The sequence below is a fragment of the Mycolicibacterium diernhoferi genome, from assembly GCF_019456655.1.
In the GTDB taxonomy this organism is placed as follows: domain Bacteria; phylum Actinomycetota; class Actinomycetes; order Mycobacteriales; family Mycobacteriaceae; genus Mycobacterium; species Mycobacterium diernhoferi.
Genome location: NZ_CP080332.1, coordinates 4,968,489 through 4,985,239, shown reverse-complemented (window position 1 = coordinate 4,985,239; position 16,751 = coordinate 4,968,489). Strand labels below are relative to the sequence as shown.

Annotated in this window: 19 protein-coding genes and 1 tRNA gene; 14 read left to right on the top strand and 6 right to left on the bottom strand. The window is 68.4% G+C overall.

Features of this window, described 5'->3' with window-relative positions:
• Positions 1-26: 26 nt before the first annotated feature.
• Complete coding sequence (locus K0O62_RS23540; RefSeq protein WP_073858911.1) at positions 27-1,793, bottom strand: acyclic terpene utilization AtuA family protein; 1,767 nt, start codon at positions 1,791-1,793, stop codon at positions 27-29.
• A 191-nt stretch (positions 1,794-1,984) separates the two neighbouring features.
• Here K0O62_RS23540 and rpmF point away from each other — a divergent pair, with 191 nt between their 5' ends.
• From rpmF to K0O62_RS23500, 8 genes are all read left to right on the top strand, one after another.
• Positions 1,985-2,158, top strand: a complete 174-nt coding sequence (gene rpmF, locus K0O62_RS23535; protein ID WP_073858947.1) for a 50S ribosomal protein L32 — start codon at positions 1,985-1,987, stop codon at positions 2,156-2,158.
• Between the two features lie 60 nt (positions 2,159-2,218).
• Positions 2,219-2,908, top strand: a complete 690-nt coding sequence (locus K0O62_RS23530; protein ID WP_073858910.1) for a response regulator transcription factor — start codon at positions 2,219-2,221, stop codon at positions 2,906-2,908.
• A 110-nt stretch (positions 2,909-3,018) separates the two neighbouring features.
• Positions 3,019-4,470, top strand: a complete 1,452-nt coding sequence (locus K0O62_RS23525; RefSeq protein WP_234800267.1) for a HAMP domain-containing sensor histidine kinase — start codon at positions 3,019-3,021, stop codon at positions 4,468-4,470.
• Between the two features lie 157 nt (positions 4,471-4,627).
• On the top strand, positions 4,628-5,962 hold the full coding sequence (locus K0O62_RS23520) for a S1C family serine protease (RefSeq protein ID WP_073858909.1): 1,335 nt from the start codon (positions 4,628-4,630) through the stop codon (positions 5,960-5,962).
• Positions 5,959-6,519 carry a MogA/MoaB family molybdenum cofactor biosynthesis protein gene (locus K0O62_RS23515; protein ID WP_073858908.1) on the top strand — a complete coding sequence of 187 codons (561 nt, stop codon included), beginning with the start codon at positions 5,959-5,961 and terminating at the stop codon, positions 6,517-6,519. The genes K0O62_RS23520 and K0O62_RS23515 overlap by 4 nt, the downstream gene beginning before the upstream one ends.
• A 670-nt stretch (positions 6,520-7,189) precedes the next feature.
• The gene (gene mspA / locus K0O62_RS23510; RefSeq protein ID WP_073858907.1) at positions 7,190-7,843 is read left to right on the top strand and encodes a porin MspA; all 654 of its coding nucleotides are present in this window, start codon (positions 7,190-7,192) and stop codon (positions 7,841-7,843) included.
• A 98-nt stretch (positions 7,844-7,941) separates the two neighbouring features.
• Positions 7,942-8,295, top strand: coding sequence for a hypothetical protein (locus tag K0O62_RS23505; protein ID WP_073858906.1), 354 nt, complete (start codon positions 7,942-7,944; stop codon positions 8,293-8,295).
• A gap of 166 nt (positions 8,296-8,461) precedes the next feature.
• Entirely contained in the window at positions 8,462-8,815 is a 354-nt protein-coding gene (locus K0O62_RS23500; protein ID WP_234800261.1) for a hypothetical protein, read from the top strand.
• Positions 8,816-8,882: 67 nt separating this feature from the next.
• On the opposite strand, the gene mscL is transcribed toward K0O62_RS23500, so the two are convergent.
• The 4 genes from mscL to K0O62_RS23480 form a co-directional block, all read right to left on the bottom strand.
• Positions 8,883-9,290 carry a large-conductance mechanosensitive channel protein MscL gene (mscL, locus tag K0O62_RS23495; protein ID WP_073858904.1) on the bottom strand — a complete coding sequence of 136 codons (408 nt, stop codon included), beginning with the start codon at positions 9,288-9,290 and terminating at the stop codon, positions 8,883-8,885.
• Positions 9,291-9,376: 86 nt separating this feature from the next.
• Positions 9,377-10,036: an SAF domain-containing protein gene (locus K0O62_RS23490; RefSeq protein ID WP_073858903.1), complete on the bottom strand. Its 660-nt coding sequence runs from the start codon at positions 10,034-10,036 to the stop codon at positions 9,377-9,379.
• A gap of 67 nt (positions 10,037-10,103) precedes the next feature.
• Positions 10,104-10,436 (bottom strand): FmdB family zinc ribbon protein, encoded by a 333-nt coding sequence (locus tag K0O62_RS23485; RefSeq protein ID WP_073858902.1) that lies wholly within the window; start codon positions 10,434-10,436, stop codon positions 10,104-10,106.
• Between the two features lie 72 nt (positions 10,437-10,508).
• Entirely contained in the window at positions 10,509-11,102 is a 594-nt protein-coding gene (locus tag K0O62_RS23480; protein WP_073858901.1) for a 5-formyltetrahydrofolate cyclo-ligase, read from the bottom strand.
• A gap of 53 nt (positions 11,103-11,155) precedes the next feature.
• Between K0O62_RS23480 and K0O62_RS23475 the strand changes: the two genes are divergently transcribed.
• From K0O62_RS23475 to K0O62_RS23450, 6 genes are all read left to right on the top strand, one after another.
• A complete protein-coding gene (locus K0O62_RS23475; RefSeq protein WP_073858900.1) occupies positions 11,156-12,067 on the top strand; it encodes a UTP--glucose-1-phosphate uridylyltransferase in 912 nt (303 codons plus the stop codon).
• Between the two features lie 39 nt (positions 12,068-12,106).
• Entirely contained in the window at positions 12,107-13,360 is a 1,254-nt protein-coding gene (gene glp, locus K0O62_RS23470) for a molybdotransferase-like divisome protein Glp (RefSeq protein WP_073858899.1), read from the top strand.
• 133 nt (positions 13,361-13,493) lie between these two features.
• On the top strand, positions 13,494-14,147 hold the full coding sequence (locus K0O62_RS23465; protein WP_073858898.1) for a GNAT family N-acetyltransferase: 654 nt from the start codon (positions 13,494-13,496) through the stop codon (positions 14,145-14,147).
• Between the two features lie 207 nt (positions 14,148-14,354).
• On the top strand, positions 14,355-15,443 hold the full coding sequence (gene sepX / locus K0O62_RS23460) for a divisome protein SepX/GlpR (RefSeq protein ID WP_073858897.1): 1,089 nt from the start codon (positions 14,355-14,357) through the stop codon (positions 15,441-15,443).
• Between the two features lie 51 nt (positions 15,444-15,494).
• Positions 15,495-15,567, top strand: a tRNA-Ala gene (locus K0O62_RS23455).
• 63 nt (positions 15,568-15,630) lie between these two features.
• The gene (locus K0O62_RS23450; RefSeq protein ID WP_073858896.1) at positions 15,631-16,422 is read left to right on the top strand and encodes a bestrophin-like domain; all 792 of its coding nucleotides are present in this window, start codon (positions 15,631-15,633) and stop codon (positions 16,420-16,422) included.
• Here the strand turns inward: K0O62_RS23450 and K0O62_RS23445 are convergent.
• Positions 16,419-16,610 (bottom strand): hypothetical protein, encoded by a 192-nt coding sequence (locus K0O62_RS23445; protein ID WP_131817461.1) that lies wholly within the window; start codon positions 16,608-16,610, stop codon positions 16,419-16,421. The genes K0O62_RS23450 and K0O62_RS23445 overlap by 4 nt on opposite strands.
• Positions 16,611-16,751 lie beyond the last annotated feature (141 nt).

The following is a 16,751-nucleotide window of genomic DNA, read 5'->3' as shown; positions in this document are numbered from 1 at the left end:
GATCCTCACGTGGGTTCGCCAACGCATCACAACAGCCTTTCCGGGATCTCGATATGTCGGGACCGCAGCCATTCGCCGAGACCTTTGGCCTGTGGGTCGAACCGGGCCTGGTAGGCGACGCCCTGCCCGAGGATGCCGTCGATGACGAAGTTGACGGCGCGCAGATTCGGCAGCAGATGCCGGGTCACCGGTAGGCCGGCCGTCTCGGGCAGCAGTTCGCGGACCTTGTCGACCGTCAAAGTGTGTGCCAGCCACGCATATTGATCGTCCGATCTGTTTCCCGTCGCGTCGCTCGCCCCGGCGCGAACCCACACGCCGACATTGGCCGATCCGCCCTTGTCCCCGCTGCGGGCACCGGCGATGCGGCCCAGCGGTACCCGCACGGCCGCGCCTTCCTGCGGCGGTTCGGGCAGCGGCGGCGCGGCGACCGGTTCGACGGTCAGGGTCTGGGCGGCGGGTGCGATGGCCACGCGGGTGCCGTCGGCATGCACCGAGATGTGCGGGACCAGTGCGGCGTCGACGTATCCCGGGGTGAACACCCCGTAGACCTGCCCGTCGCCGGGCGGTGCGGTGGAGGTGAAGCCCGGGTAGCTGGCCAGGGCGAGTTCGACCGCGGCCGAGGAGAACTGCCGGCCGACCACGGCCGGGTCGGGGTCGCGGACCACGCAGTGCAGCAGGGCGCTGGCGGTTTCCTCGGTGTCGGCGTCGGGGTGGTCGGTGCGCGCCAGCGTCCAGACCAGCTCGGCCGGGCGCACCGGCAGGTGGGATTCGAGCTGGCTGCGCACCAATGCGGCCTTGGCCTCGATGTCCAGCCCGGTCAGCACGAACGAGGTCGCGTTGCGGAAGCCGCCGATGCTGTTCAGCGACACCTTCAGCGTCGGCGGGGGAGCCTCGCCGCGCACCCCGCTCACCCGCACCCGGTCCGGCCCGTCTTGGGACAGGGACACCGAATCCATCCGCAGCGTGACATCCGGATTGGGGTAGCGGGCCCCGCCGATCTCATAGAGCAGCTGGGCGGAGACGGTGTCGGTGCTGACCAGTCCACCGGTTCCGGGGTGCTTGGTGATCACCGAGGAACCGTCGGCCGAGATCTCGGCGATCGGGAAGCCCGGGTGATTCAAGTCCGGGATCTCGGTGAAGAAGGGGTAGTTGCCGCCGGTGGCCTGGGCGCCGCACTCGATGATGTGGCCGGCCGCGACGGCACCGGCCAGCGCGTCGTAGTCGGTCGCCGCCCAGCCGAAGTGGGCGGCGGCGGGCCCGACGGTCACCGAGGCATCGGTGACCCGGCCGGTGACGACGACGTCGGCGCCGGAGGCCAGGCAGTCCACGATGCCCCAGGCGCCCAGGTAGGCGTTGGCGCTCAGCAGCGGTGCCATCCCCCGGGTCGCTCCGCTCTTGCCCGCCGGTCCGGGAAACCCGAGTTCGTCCGCGCGGGCCAGCAGGTCGTCCCCCTCGACGTGGGCGACGTTGACCGCCAGGCCGAGCCGCTCGGCGAGCGCGCGGACGGCGCCCGCCAGCGCCGCGGGGTTGAGGCCGCCCGCGTTGGCGACGATTGTCACGCCCTTGTCCAGGGCGGTGCCCAGGCAGTCCTCCAACTGGCGCAGGAAGGTCTTGGCGTAGCCCAGGTCGGGGTTTCGGGCGCGGTCGCGGGCCAGGATGAGCATGGTGAGTTCGGCCAGGTAGTCACCGGTCAGGTAGTCGAGCTCCCCACCGTCGAGCATCTCGCGCATGGCGCCGATGCGGTCACCGTAGAACCCCGAGCAGTTGCCGATCCGCACCGCCGCAGTCGTCACCCGTACCCCCTCGCACCGCAACCAACCGGTAGGTAGATTACTCGGTACCGACGGTATCGAGTCAAGGGTTGACGGCGCTTTTTGGAGGCTACGCAGCTGTCGGGCTATTCTGTTGAGTAATTGCCGCCGCCCATCGAAATCTGGGCGTGCGCATCTATGCCACCAGCAGTACTCAAGAGGAGACCTCGAACATGGCTGTGCCCAAGCGCCGGATGTCGCGCTCGAACACCCGTAGCCGCCGCGCGCAGTGGAAGGCCGAGGCCACCGGCCTGGTCAACGTCACTGTCGCCGGCGCCCAGCGCAAGGTGCCGCGTCGCCTCCTCAAGGCCGCGCGTCTCGGCCTGGTCGACCTCGACCGCAAGTAGCCGCTCTGTCGGCCGTGCGGCTCTCAGGTCTGTCTCAGACAGAGGTATGACACTGTGGCTGTGCGCATTCTTGTCGTTGACGACGATCGCGCGGTGCGCGAATCCCTGCGCCGGTCGCTTTCGTTCAATGGATACTCCGTCGAGCTCGCTCAAGACGGTGTCGAAGCCCTCGAGGCCATCTCCGCTGATCGGCCGGACGCGCTTGTCCTGGATGTGATGATGCCGAGGCTCGACGGCCTCGAAGTGTGCCGTCACCTTCGCAGCACCGGTGACGACCTGCCCATCCTGGTGCTCACCGCCCGGGACTCGGTGTCCGAGCGGGTGGCCGGCCTGGACGCGGGTGCCGACGACTACCTGCCCAAACCGTTCGCGCTGGAAGAACTGCTGGCCCGGATGCGGGCCCTGCTGCGGCGGCGCGTGACCCCGGACGAGCCGGCCGAGTCGCGGGCGTTGGCATTCTCCGATCTGAGCCTGGACCCGGTGACCCGCGAGGTGTCCCGCGGAGACCGGCAGATCAGCCTCACCCGTACCGAGTTCTCGCTGCTGGAAATGCTCATCGCCAACCCCCGGCGGGTGCTCACCCGCAGCCGCATCCTGGAAGAGGTGTGGGGATTCGACTTCCCGACCTCGGGCAATGCGCTGGAGGTGTACGTCGGCTATCTACGTCGCAAGACCGAGGCAGAGGGCGAGCCGCGGCTCATCCACACCGTGCGCGGGGTGGGGTATGTGCTGCGTGAAACACCGCCCTGATGCCGTGGTTCGCGAAGTTGTTCAAGAGGCCGGCGAAGCTGTCGCTGCGGTCCGATAGCCACCGGCGATACACCCGCAACGTCAGTGCGGTCTCGCTGCGCTGGCGGGTGATGCTGCTGGCCATGTCCATGGTCGCGATGGTGGTGGTGCTGATGGCCGTCGCCGTCTACGCCGTGGTCTCGCGATCGGTGTACGACGACATCGACACCCAGCTGCACAGCCGGGCGCAGCTGCTCATCGAGAGCGGATCGCTGTCCGCCGATCCGGGAAAGGCCATCGAGGGCACCGCCTACTCCGATGTGAACGCGATGCTGGTCAGCCCGGGCCGCTTCGTCTACACCGCCAACCAGCAGGGCCAGACCCTGCCGCTCGGCGCCCCCGAGAAGGCCGTCGTGCAGGGCGAACTGCTGATGTCGCTGCGGACCGTCAACAATCAGCGGGTGCTGGCCGTGCACCTGGCCGACGGGAACTCCCTGCTCATCTCCAAGAGCCTGGCCCCGACCCTGGCGTTGTTGAACCGGCTGGGCACCGTGCTGGCCATCGTCGGCGCCTCCGGCATGGCGGTGGCCGCGATCTCCGGCGGCATGGTCGCCCGCGCCGGGCTGCGGCCGGTGGCCCGGCTGACCCAGGCCGCCGAACGCGTCGCCCGCACCGACGACCTGCACCCCATCCCGGTGATCGGCACCGACGAACTCGCCCGGCTCACCGACGCCTTCAACATGATGCTGCGCGCCCTGGCCGAGTCCCGGGAACGCCAGGCCCGGCTGGTCACCGACGCCGGGCACGAACTGCGCACCCCGCTGACCTCGCTGCGCACCAACGTCGAGCTGCTGATGGCCGCCCAGGCGCCCGGCGCCAAGCAGCTGCCCGAGGGTGAGATGGCCGAGTTGCAGGCCGACGTGATTGCCCAGATCGAGGAATTGTCCACGTTGGTGGGTGATCTGGTGGACCTGACCCGCGACGACGCCGGCGTGGCGATCCGGGAGAAGGTCGACCTGTCCGATGTGGTGGATCGGGCCCTTGAGCGAGTCCGCCGCCGCCGCAACGACATTGAGTTCAACGCCGAGCTCATCGACTGGGAGGTCGACGGCGACATGGCCGGCCTGTCGCGCGCTGTGCTCAACGTGCTCGACAACGCGGCGAAGTGGAGTCCGCCCGGGGCCAGTGTGCTGGTGCGGTTGCAGCAACGCGATGCGCTGCACGCCGAACTGGTGATCTCCGATCACGGTCCGGGCATCCCGCCGCACGAGCGCGAGCTCGTCTTCGAACGCTTCTACCGCTCGACATCGGCGCGTGCGATGCCCGGTTCCGGGTTGGGTCTGGCCATCGTCAAACAGGTCGTCCTCAAACACGGTGGGACGCTTCAAATCGAGGACGCCGTGCCCGGAGGCGACCCGGCGGGCACCTCGGTCCGCATCGTGCTGCCGGGCCGGCGGGTGCTGCCCGAGAGCGCCGCGGTGACGGCACCGTACGCGGCCGCGTACGGCGGGTCCACCGGGGTTTCCCCGACACGCGCCGACAAATCGATGGACGGTACGTCGGCCGGCGCAGACAATAGATAACCTCTCACCCGGGGGAACGGCGTGGGGAAGCTCAGGACATCCTGGGTGGCCATACACCAATTCTCTAAGTGGATTCTCAGCCCGGATCGGCACTGTTTGGCTGTCCGACGCGTTGAACAGATGACTCCAACCGCTGAAAGAAAGAGCGCCGAGCACCATGACGAACGACCCGAGGTACACCCAGCCTCCGGCCCAGCCCGGCTACCGCACCAACGAGCCGACCTACGAGCCGACCTACGACTCGAGGACGGGCTACACGGCTCCTCGCGACGCCTATCAGCACACCTATCAGCAGCAGTCCTACGACTGGCGCTACGCCCAACAGTCGCAGGGTCAGCAGCCGCGTCCGCAGTACGACCCGTACCGCCCGACCGGCGCCGCTTCGTCGAGGCCGCAGAAACGTTCGGGGACAGGCGCTTTGGCAGCCGCCGCGGTGGCGATCGCGGTCGTCTCCGCCGGTATCGGCGGCGGGGTCGCGGTGTTGGCTCAGCCCGATCAGCCGTCGACCAGCTTTTCCAGCAGCAGCGGCGCCACCCCGGGTATGCCGGCGGCCAGCCTGCCGGTCGGTTCGGTGGAGCAGGTCGCGGCGAAGGTGGTCCCCAGTGTGGTCAAGCTGGAAACAAACCTGGGCCGGGCGTCCGAGGAGGGCTCGGGCGTCATCCTGTCCAGTGACGGACTGATCCTCACCAACAACCACGTGATCGCCACCGAAGGCGCCCCGGGCGGCGGCCGTCCGCAGACCAAGGTGACTTTCGCCGACGGCCGCACCGCGCCGTTCAAGGTGATCGGCACCGACCCCTCCAGTGACATCGCGGTCGTGAAGGCCGAGGGCGTGTCGGATCTGACGCCGATCGCGGTCGGTTCGTCGGCCGACCTGCGCGTCGGACAGGACGTCGTCGCGATCGGCTCCCCGCTGGGACTGGAGGGCACCGTCACCGTCGGCATCGTCAGCGCACTGAACCGTCCGGTCGCCGCGGGCGGGGACCGGCGCAACCAGAACACCGTGTTGGACGCGATCCAGACCGATGCCGCGATCAACCCCGGTAACTCCGGCGGCGCGCTGGTGAACATGAACGGCGAGCTGGTCGGGATCAACTCGGCCATCGCCACCCTCGGCGGGGACTCCGCGGCCTCCCAGAGCGGTTCGATCGGCCTGGGCTTCGCCATCCCGGTCGATCAGGCCAAGCGCATCGCCGACGAACTGGTGCAGAACGGCAGCGCCTCGCACGCCTCCCTCGGGGTGCAGGTCGGCAACGACGCCTCGGTGGACGGCGCGAAGATCGTCGAGGTCACCGAGGGTGGCGCGGCCGCCGCGGCCGGCCTGCCCAGCGGCGTGGTGGTGACCAAGGTCGACGGCCGTGTCATCAACAGTGCGGACGCCCTGGTGGCCGCGGTGCGGTCGAAGGCCCCCGGCACCAAGGTGACGCTGACCTTCGAGGGATCCGGCGGCTCCGAGACGCTGGACGTCACCCTGGGCAAGGCGCAGCAATGACCGGCGGGCTGGATTTGACCTTGCCTGGGTCGTTGGCATCGGCCGGATATACGGTGACAGGCATGGAACAACCTGGGGAGCTGGTCGGGCGGGCGCTCGTGGTCGTCGTCGACGACCGGACGGCACACGGAGAAGAGGACCACAACGGGCCGCTGGTCACCGAGCTGCTCACCGAGAGCGGCTTCCTGGTGGACGGCGTGGTGGTGGTCGCCGCCGACGAGGTGGAGATCCGCAATGCGCTGAACACCGCGGTGATCGGGGGCGTCGACCTGGTGATCTCGGTCGGTGGGACCGGGGTCAGCCCCCGCGACGTCACGCCCGAGGCCACCGTCGAACTGCTCGACCGCGAGCTGTTGGGCATCTCCGAGGCCCTGCGTGCCTCCGGACTGTCGGCCGGCATCGTGGACGCCGGAGTGTCGCGCGGGCTGGCCGGGATCTCCGGCAGCACGCTCGTGGTGAACATCGCCGGCTCCCGCGCCGCGGTCCGGGACGGGATGGCCACGCTCAACCCGCTGGCCGTTCAGGTGATCGGGCAGCTGTCCAGTCTGGACATCTGAGGCTCTTAAAAATGCGAGTCGGAACGGTAACCATGCAGGTCTACGCACCCTTTTCGGGCGTCGTAAGTTACGTGCAGGTGAACGGTAATCCCACTGCTGATGTGACCTTGGTCACTCGGGGGGGTGTGGAGTGACCGGCTCCGAGCGGCCCACCAGGGATGCAGTTAACGCCATCTTCGGGGAGGAAATGCCGCGCACCACGCGGGACGAACGCGACCCGGAGGCCCCGGAGGAACGTTTCGATCGTGATGAGTGGCTTCGGGCTAATGTGCCCCCGCACCATGGCTGAGCAGTAATTTCAGGTTGATCGGCTGGAATCTCGGTGATCCCAGCCGATCTTCTTGTTTGCTCCGCCGCGCGAGGCAAAGAATGCGCCGCTAAGTTGTCCCGCCGCCCATGAAGGCTGCGATACCTGCGTATGGCCAGGCCAGCAAACGGTTGACGGACCCCGACGGATGTCCGGGGGGCTGCCCCTTCGCGTTGCCGGGTCGGTGCGCCCCCGTTATGTTCCTCCTGTCAACGATGAGCAAAGCGTAAGAGCAACATGTGGAGTTTCTAATTCCCATCACATGAGGATCTTGCGAGGTGTGAAGTCTCGGTAGGGCCGGGATCCGCATCGACAACACACACGGTTGACAGCACACCAACCGTCGGCACAGCTAGGGAGATCATGAAGGTAATCAGTCGGGTGCTAATCGCGATGATCGCGGCCATCGCGTCGCTGTTCGTGAGCACGGGCACCTCGAACGCGGGTCTGGACAACGAGCTGAGCCTCGTGGACGGCAAGGACCGGACTCTGACCATTCAGCAGTGGGACACCTTCCTCAACGGTGTGTTCCCGCTCGACCGCAACCGCCTGACCCGCGAGTGGTTCCACTCCGGCAAGGCCAAGTACATCGTCTCGGGTCCCGGCGCTGAGGACTTCGAGGGTGTGCTGGAGCTGGGTTACCAGGTTGGCTTCCCGTGGTCGCTGGGTGTTGGCATCAACTTCAGCTACACCACCCCCAACATCGCGTTCGACGGCCAGGACTACGGCTACGCGGGCCCCGGCGGCATCGACTTCGACGTCATCCCCGCCATCGTGACCCCGCCGCTGTTCCCCGGCGCCTCGATCAGCGCTGACCTGGGCAACGGCCCCGGCATCCAGGAAGTCGCCACCTTCTCCGCCGACGTCGCCGGCGCCGAAGGTGCGGTCGCGGTCTCCAACGCTCACGGCACCGTGACCGGTGCGGCCGGTGGCGTGCTGCTGCGTCCCTACGCCCGCCTGATCGCCGCAGAGGGTGACAGCGTCACCACCTACGGCGAGCCCTGGAACATGAACTGATCGTTCACTCCTGACCCGACGTCGCCATGTGGTCCGCGCTCCGACAGGCGGACCACGTGGTGACGGGTGGGACTCCACTAGCAGGGAAGGATTGGGTCATGGCCCTATCGAAGAAGCTTGCAGTTCTCGGGTTCGGATCGTTCGCCGGTGCCACGCTGCTGGCTGGTCTGGGCAGCGCCACCGCGAGCGCAGAGGTGCAGGAGTCCGCTCCGGCGCCGTATGTCACCAGCCGGCAGGCCATCCTGATCGACGACAACGCGCTGCGCGTCGCCGATTACGGCCAGGCACGCGGGTTCCTGGACACCCGCAATGCCGAGTCCGGTGTGGTGCACGCACAGGGTGAGGGTGTCCATGTCGACACCATCAAGGCTGTGCCGGGCACCAAGGCTGCACCGTTCAACCTCGATTCCAACGGCGCCTTCGTCTTCAGCCCGCCCATCGGCGACTGGTGACCCAGGTTCTGTAGACGTTCGACGCGTTCGCCCGGCCGGAGAAATCCGGCCGGGCGTTCTGCTGTCCGGAGGCGGCCTGCCGGTAACCCGGCCGGCGGGCGGTCTTCGCGTTAGTATCGGAACCATTCGACATCCACGCTGGATGTCACGCGAGGAAGTGGTGCTCATGGCTTCTCTGAAGAGGCTCGCAGTTCTGGGGTTCGGCTCCTTCGCCGGAGCGACGCTGCTGGCTGGTCTGGGCAGCGCCACCGCGAGTGCAGAGGTGCAGGAGTCCGCTCCGGCGCCGTATGTCACCAGCCGGCAGGCCATCCTGATCGACGACAACGCGCTGCGGGTCGCCGATTTCGGTGAGGCCCGCGGGTTCCTGGATACCCGCAATGCCGAGTCCGGTGTGGTGCACGCACAGGGCCAGGGTGTGCACGTCGACACCATCAAGGCGGTGCCGGGCACCAAGGCCGCACCGTTCAACCTCGCGAGCAACGGGGCCTTCGTCTTCAGCCCGCCCATCGGCGACTGGTGATCTGATTCTTGACCGCAAAACGCCCGGCTGGATCACCAGCCGGGCGTTTTTCTTGGGTGGGTGACTTCTAGGCGTCGGGATCGACGCGCTGTTCGGCCGAAGGCCCCGGACGCGAGGCCAGCAGGTCACGGATCTCGGTGAGCAGCACCACCTCCGCCTCCACGGTCTCCTCTTCCTGCTTACGGAACCTGCTGTAAGGCAGCACGACCAGGAAGTACACGACGGCGGCGACGAGGACGAAGTTGATGGTCGCCGACAGCAGGACGTTCAGATCGATGGTCTGATCCCCGCCGATCGGAATGCGCAGGACGCCGTAGTCGGACTCGCCGCCTGCGCCGATGCGGTTGATCAGCGGCTGGATGATGCTGTCGGTGAAGTTGGTGACGAGCGCGGTGAACGCGGTACCGATGACCACCGCGACCGACAGGTCGACGATGTTGCCGCGTAATAGAAATTCTTTGAAACCCTTGATCATGCGGGGACCCTTCCAGCAAGTGGGGTGGCCGCCAATTGGTGGCCGTTAAACCCAAATACCCTAGCTGAGTGCTCGGGTGCGGTCGTTCAGTGAAATGTGACTGTGATCTGTCGGGTCAGTGCCGCGCCGGCCACCGCGTTGGCGGCATGGCGGGGTAGAACGACCAGCACCACCCGCTCCGAGGCCCCCGCCGGACCGGCGGATTCGGCCGAGACCAGGGCGACGATCGCCGCCGTGGCGATCACCTCGGGCGGGGAGTCCAGGCCCGCCTGGGTGCTGCCGGCGGCGAGCACGTCGACGACGTCACCCGGGCGGATCAGGTCGACGAGCGCGTCGTCGGCCAGGTGTAGCGGCACGATACGCGCATCGGGGCCGGCGCTGGCCTCGGTCAGTCGCGACCCGAGCAGCCGCACATCGGTGATCACCTCACCGCGCCGGGTCGGGCCGGCCAGGGTGGCTCCGAACGTGTTCTGGATGTCGCGCGATGCGCCGTCGGGAATCGTTGCGGCCAAACGTGATTCGACACCGACGTCGGCGTCGGTGAGTGGGGTGCCGGGGGAGAGGTCGCGCAGCGCGACGATCACGTCGTGGCGTTGTCCGGCCGGGTCCGGGCGCAGCGCCGCAGCGGCCGCCAGGACGACGAGGAGCCCGGCCGCGGTGCGGCGGGCGGCGACCGTGCGTGACCAGTCCGGACGGACCGCGCGGCGCAACCGGGCCAGCGGCGACGGATTCAGCGATTCCCCCACCGAGGCAACGCTAGGCCGATCGGGGCGCCAGGGGCAGCCACCGATCGGCTACCTGTGGATAAGTTCGCTAGCTGGACGCGGCGGCGGCCGGAGCGGAACTGCTCGACGAACTCGACGAGGATGCGGTCGAGCTGCTGCTCGACGAGTCCGAAGAGCTCGAGGATGGCGTGGTGGAGCTGTCGCTGCTCTTCGAAGCGCTCGTGGTGCTGCTCGACTTCGAGGAGTCGCGGCTGTCGTTGCGATAGAAGCCGCTGCCCTTGAACACCACGCCCACCGAGCCGAACAGCTTGCGCAGCCGTCCATTGCACTTGGGGCATGTGGTCAGCGCATCATCGCTGAACGCCTGGACCTCGTCGAACCGATTGTCACACTCGGTACACGCGTAGGAATAGGTAGGCACGAAAACCTCCGAGACTGTCAAACCTTCTAGCACTCTAGCGGTTCAAGTGCTAGAACCGCTACGTGGGATAGATCATTCCACCGACCCCAGCGCCACCAGTCCGCGCCCGGGCGTGAGCGCATGGGTCATCGGCACGTCGTGCGGTTCGGCGGGGAGTTCGTCGACCACTTCCTCGTCGCGTACGACCGCGATCAGGCGGGCGGACGGGGCCGCCATCGGCAGTGCCCGGTCGTAGAAGCCGGCGCCGCGGCCCAGTCGCACCCCCCGGCGGTCGACGGCCAGTGCGGGCACCAGAATCACCGACGCCTCGGCGATGGATTCCGGTGCCAGCCAGGGCGGCGGCGGTTCGCGTAGGCCGAACGGGGCGGGCACGAGCACGCCGGCCCGGTACTCGGCCCACTGCATCGGCATCCCGGTGCGGGCGATCGGCACCAGCACCCGAACCCCGGCCAGGCTCAGGCCGTCCAGCATCGGCACCGAGTCGCCTGCGGCGGCACCGGGTTCCGACCCCACCGGGATGTAGCCGCACACGGTGCCCGCATCGGCGGCGAGTGCAGATATTTGCGTTTGCAGAGACTTGGTTTCGGCGGCCCGCGCGGCAGTCGGCACTGCCCGCCGAGCCGCAAGAATTCTCGTTCTGAGCGCGGGTTTTGTCAGGATTGCCACGTTTGCGCCGACACCCTTCGCCTTGATGACCGTTGGGCATTAATGTGTCAACGATGGCACAGGCACAGGTACCGATCCCGCGGACCGCCGTAGTCCCCGCGGCCGGTCTGGGGACCCGTTTTCTCCCGGCGACCAAGACGGTCCCGAAGGAATTGCTGCCGGTGGTGGACACTCCGGGCATCGAACTCGTGGCCGCCGAGGCCGCGGAGGCCGGCGGCGAGCGGCTGATCATCGTCACCTCCGAAGGCAAGGACGGCGTTGTCGCGCACTTCGTCGAGGATCTGGTTCTCGAGGGCACGCTGGAGGCCCGCGGTAAGCACGTGATGCTGGAGAAGGTGCGCCGCGCACCGGCGCTGATCAAGGTCGAGGCCGTGGTGCAGGCCGAGCCGTTGGGCCTGGGGCACGCCGTCGGCTGCGTCGAGGACCGGCTGCTGCCCGACGAGGACGCCATCGCCGTGCTGCTGCCCGACGATCTGGTGCTGCCGACCGGGGTCCTGGAGACCATGTCGAAGGTGCGCGCCAAACGCGGCGGATCGGTGTTGTGTGCCATCGAGGTGCCCGGCGATGCGATCAGCGCCTACGGCGTGTTCGACGTCGAGGTGGTGCCCGATGCGGCGAACCCGAACGTCCTGAAGGTCAAGGGCATGGTGGAGAAGCCCAAGCCGGAGGACGCCCCCTCGCACTTCGCCGCGGCCGGACGGTACGTTCTGGACCGGGCGATTTTCGACGCGTTGCGCCGTGTCGAAAGGGGTGTCGGCGGCGAGATCCAGCTCACCGATGCCATCGCTCTGCTGATCGAGGAGGGCCATCCGGTGCATGTGGTCGTGCACCGCGGCTCCCGACACGACTTGGGAAATCCCGGCGGCTACCTCAAGGCTGCGGTTGACTTTGCGCTAGAACGCGACGACTACGGACCCGAATTGCGGCGATGGCTGGTCGAGCGATTGGGCCTGGCCGAGAAATAACGGCAGCACGGCGGGTCTTGGACAGGAGAAAGGCATGCGGTGCGGTCGGTTGAGGAGCAGCAGGCTCGAGTAGCGGCCGCTGCGGTGGCTCCCCGTCCGGTGCGGGTGGCGATCGCCGAATCCCAGGGCCTGATGTGCGCCGAAGAGGTGGTCACCGAGCGTCCGCTGCCCGGCTTCGACCAGGCGGCGATCGACGGCTACGCGGTGCGCAGTGTCGATGTGCTCGCTGTCGGCGGCACCGACGACGACGGGCTCCATCGTGAGGTGAGCCTGCCGGTCGTGGGGGAGATCGAGGCCGGAGCGCGCACGCCCAGCCGGCTGCAGCCGCGGCAGGCGGCCCGCGTGCAGACCGGGGCGCCGATGCCGACACTCGCCGATGCGGTGCTCCCGCTGCGCTGGACCGATGGCGGACAGTCCCGGGTCCGGGTGTTGCGCGGGGTGCGTTCCGGCGCGTATGTGCGCCGCACCGGCGACGATGTGCAGCCCGGCGACGTCGCGGTACGCGCGGGCACCATCATCGGCGCGGCCCAGGTGGGCCTGCTCGCGGCGGTCGGCCGGGACAAGGTGATGGTCCATCCGCGGCCCCGGATGACGGTGATCTCGGTGGGTGGCGAGCTCGTCGACGTCACCCGCACGCCCGGCAACGGCCAGGTCTACGACGTCAATTCCTATGCGCTGGCCGCGGCCGGTCGCGATGCCGGCGCCGAGGTGAACCGGGTGGGCATCGTCGACACCGACCCGGCCAAGCTGCGTGAGGTCGTCGAGGGGCAGATCAGTCGTTCGGAAGTCGTGGTGATCGCCGGAGCGGTCGGCGGCGCCGCCGCCGAGGCGGTGCGGGGGGTGCTCGCCGAGCTCGGCGAGATGGAAGTGGTGCGCATCGCCATGCACCCCGGGTCGGTGCAGGGCTTCGGCCAGCTCGGCCGCGACGGGGTGCCGGTGTTCCTGCTGCCCGCCAATCCGGTGAGCGCGCTGGTGGTGTTCGAGGTGATGGTCCGGCCGCTGATCCGGATGTCGCTGGGGAAGCGTCAGCCGATGCGCCGGATCATCCAGGCCCGCACCCTGGCCCCGATCACCTCGGTGGCCGGCCGCAAGGGCTACCTGCGTGGTCAACTGATGCGCGATCAGGACACCGGCGAGTACCTCGTGCAGGCGCTCGGTGGCGCGCCGGGCGCCTCGTCGCACCTGCTTGCCACCCTGGCCGAGGCCAACTGCCTGGTGATCGTTCCCAGTGAGGCCGAACAGGTCCGTACCGGCGAGGTCGTCGATGTCGCCTTCCTGGCTCAACGCGGCTGACGCGTGAGCGACGCTTGCGGAGCGAACCGAGAGTCGGCATGCGGGAGCCGAGCCTGCGAGGGTGCCGCGTGAGCGACGCTTGCGGAGCGAACCGAGAGTCGGCATGCGGGAGCCGAGCCTGCGAGGGTGCCGCATGAGCCGCTGGCGCACCAGCCCGGCGCACCCGGGGTGGCCGGTCCCGGTAGGGCCCATCCGGATGCCGGGCGGCATGGTGGGGCTGCGCCCGGTGCGGCTGCGCGACGGCCCACAGTGGAGCCGGCTGCGCCTGGCCGATCGTGAGCACCTGGAACCGTGGGAGCCCAGTTCGGAGGCGACCTGGGAGATGCGTCACGCGCTCTCCTCGTGGCCGACGGTGTGCTCGGGCCTGCGCGGCGAGGCGCGGCGCGGGCGGATGCTGCCGTTGGTCATCGAGGTGGACGGGCAGTTCGCCGGGCAGATCACCATCGGCAACATCACCCACGGCGCGTTGCGTTCGGCGTGGATCGGCTACTGGGTGGCCCGCCAGTTCACCGGGGGCGGGGTCGCCACCGGTGCGCTCGCGCTCGGGCTCGACCACGCCTTCGGGCCGGTGATGCTGCACCGGGTGGAGGCCACGGTGCGGCCGGAGAACGCGCCGAGCCGCGCGGTGCTGGCCAGGACCGGTTTCCGGGAAGAGGGCCTGCTCAAGCGGTATCTCGATGTGGACGGCGCCTGGCGGGATCACCTGCTGGTGGCGATCACCGTCGAGGAGGTCCAGGGTTCGGTGGCCGCCGCGCTGGTGCGCTCGGGCCGGGCCAGCTGGACCTGAATTTTCTGGCGAAACTCGCGTACCGGTTGTCGGAACGGCCCCGAATACCGCCATTTTGCGTGTTTCGGCGACACCAATTGTTACTCGTGTGACTTATGTGGCTGATGGTGCTTGTATCCGGTGAATTACAGGTGTGTAATTGACCTCGGCGCGCCGCGGACGGATGCGCTGGTCACAGACCTAGCCTAAGGGGAAAGGAAAGGCATCATGCCAAGCATCCCCCAATCTCTGTTGTGGATCTCCCTCGTCGTGCTGTGGCTCTTCGTGCTGGTGCCGATGCTGGTGAGCAAACGCGACAATGTCCGCCGCACAAGCGATGTCGCCTTGGCGACCCGGGTGCTCAATTCCGGGCGCAACGCCAGGCTCCGGCGCCCCCGTGCCGCGGCCGGGCATCACAGTGATCCGGACTGGCGGCCCGCCGAGGACGAGTACGAACCCGACTTCGATGAAGACGATCGCCCGCGGTCGGTGGTACTGGCCGCCGCGGTCGAGGAGGTCGAGGAATCGCCCTACCTCGACGTGGACGTCGTCGACGAGGACTCCGGCGCGCTGCCGATCGGTGAGTCCTTCCAGCGGCAGGCCCAGGCCGAGGAGCCTGAGGAGCTGACCCTCGACTTCGACGAGCGGGAGCCCGAGACGGCCTCGCAGCCGGTGGCCGAGGCCACCGAGGAGAGCCTCGACGACGTCACCGAGGACGCCGCGGAGGAGGCCACCGAAGAGGTCGCCCAGGGCGAGGAAGCCGACGAAGCCGATGAGGCCGACGACTACGAGTACGTCGACGACACGTCCGGTCTGGAGGCCGAGGACGGCCTCGAGGACGGCCTCGAAGACCCCGACGAGCCGGCACTCGCCGACTCGATGGCCTCGGCCCGGCGTAACCGATACGAGTCCAAGACCGCGCAGGCGGTGAGCGCGCGCAAGTACACCTTCCGCAAGCGGGTGCTGATGTCGATGGCCGTGGCGATGGTGCTCTCCGCGGTGCTGGCCGCCGTGGTGTCGCCGGCGCTGTGGTGGCTGGTCGGCGCGGTGGTCGCGGTGACCGTGCTGTACCTGGCCTACCTGCGTCGTCAGACCCGGATCGAGGAGCAGTTGCGGCGCCGGCGCGCCCAGCGCGTGATGCGGTCCCGGCTCGGCGTGGAGAACACCGGTGACGGCGAGTTCGACGTGGTGCCGTCGCGTCTGCGCCGTCCGGGTGCGGCCGTGCTGGATATCGACGACGAGGACCCGGCGTTCGAGCATCTGGCGTATGCGCGGTTCGCCCGCGCCTACGATCTGCCGCGCGCGGCGGGCCAGTAGCGGCCGGTTTCGGCTGGGGCGGGTGGTACTGGTAGCCTGCTATTCGTTCAAGGGGCTATAGCGCAGTTGGTAGCGCGTCTCGTTCGCATCGAGAAGGTCAGGGGTTCGATTCCCCTTAGCTCCACAGTGAAATGGCAGACCAGGCAACTGGTCTGCCATTTGTGTTTTGTCCCGCTACAGTCTGCCCATGAGTGCTTGGCTGGTCAGCCACATCCCGGCCGGCTGGCTTCTCGTCATCCTGATCGTCGCGGTGGCCGGCGGGGCGGTGCTGCTGCAGCGCGTCGTCCGTCGCCGGTTCCCACAGCTGACAGGTGAGGAGCACAACGACGTCACCCGGTTCACCTACGGGGTGATCGGCTTCGTCTACGCGTTCTTCATCGGGTTCGTCGTCTCGGCGATGTGGGGCCACATCAACACCGCCGACGCCAACGTCCGCGCCGAGGGTGCGACGGCGGTGCAGTTGGCAAGAGACACCGCCGTTTTCAGTGATCAGGACGCCGGGCGCCTGCGCGGCGCGCTGCTGGCCTACGGGAAGGCGGCGCTGGCGGAATGGCCCGGCACGGGCGGTCACCGGAGCCCGGAGGCGGATCGTGCGCTGTCCGACCTCTACCGGGCCTACGAACAGGTCACGCCGGTGACGGACACTCAGAAGGCGCGTCTGGCAACGTCATTGACCAACCTCGACAAGGTCGGTCAGGCCCGGACGGTGCGGATTCTGCAGGCCCGCGGCGACGACGGCGCGCCCTGGCCGCTGTGGGCGGTCATCTTCCTGACCAGTGCGCTGGTGCTGGGCACCGCCATCATCTACGGCGTGGAGAAGCCGTCCCTGCACTATCCGATGGTGGCGATCGTCGGCGTCCTGGTGGCCACCAACCTGTTCCTGATCCTGCAGTTGGCCCACCCGTTCGTCGGCGACGCGGCCACCTCACCCGATCCGCTCCGCGAGTTCGTCCGGGTGCTCGAACAACCCGGCGGTTAGAGCCGGTGCATCTCGCGGGCCATGGCGGCGTCCTGCATGAACGTCTCCCGCTTCACGGCCCGGTGGTCGGCGTCGCGCCGCCACCGGCGCACTGACTCGGTCAGGCGTGCCCGCCAGCGCTGAGAACTGATGCGCGGTAACGGTATCGAACTGAGCGGAGACCCTCGTAGGGGTTGCGCCTGTGTCATGATTCGACGCTACGAATCCGGCGCCGCCCGGGCATCGTGCCCGGGGGCGATCTTGATCTGCGACTCCGGGAGGTGCGGGCTCCACCCGGGGTATGAGAGCCATGTCCAGCGATATGCTCGTGCGCATATCGAACCATGGGC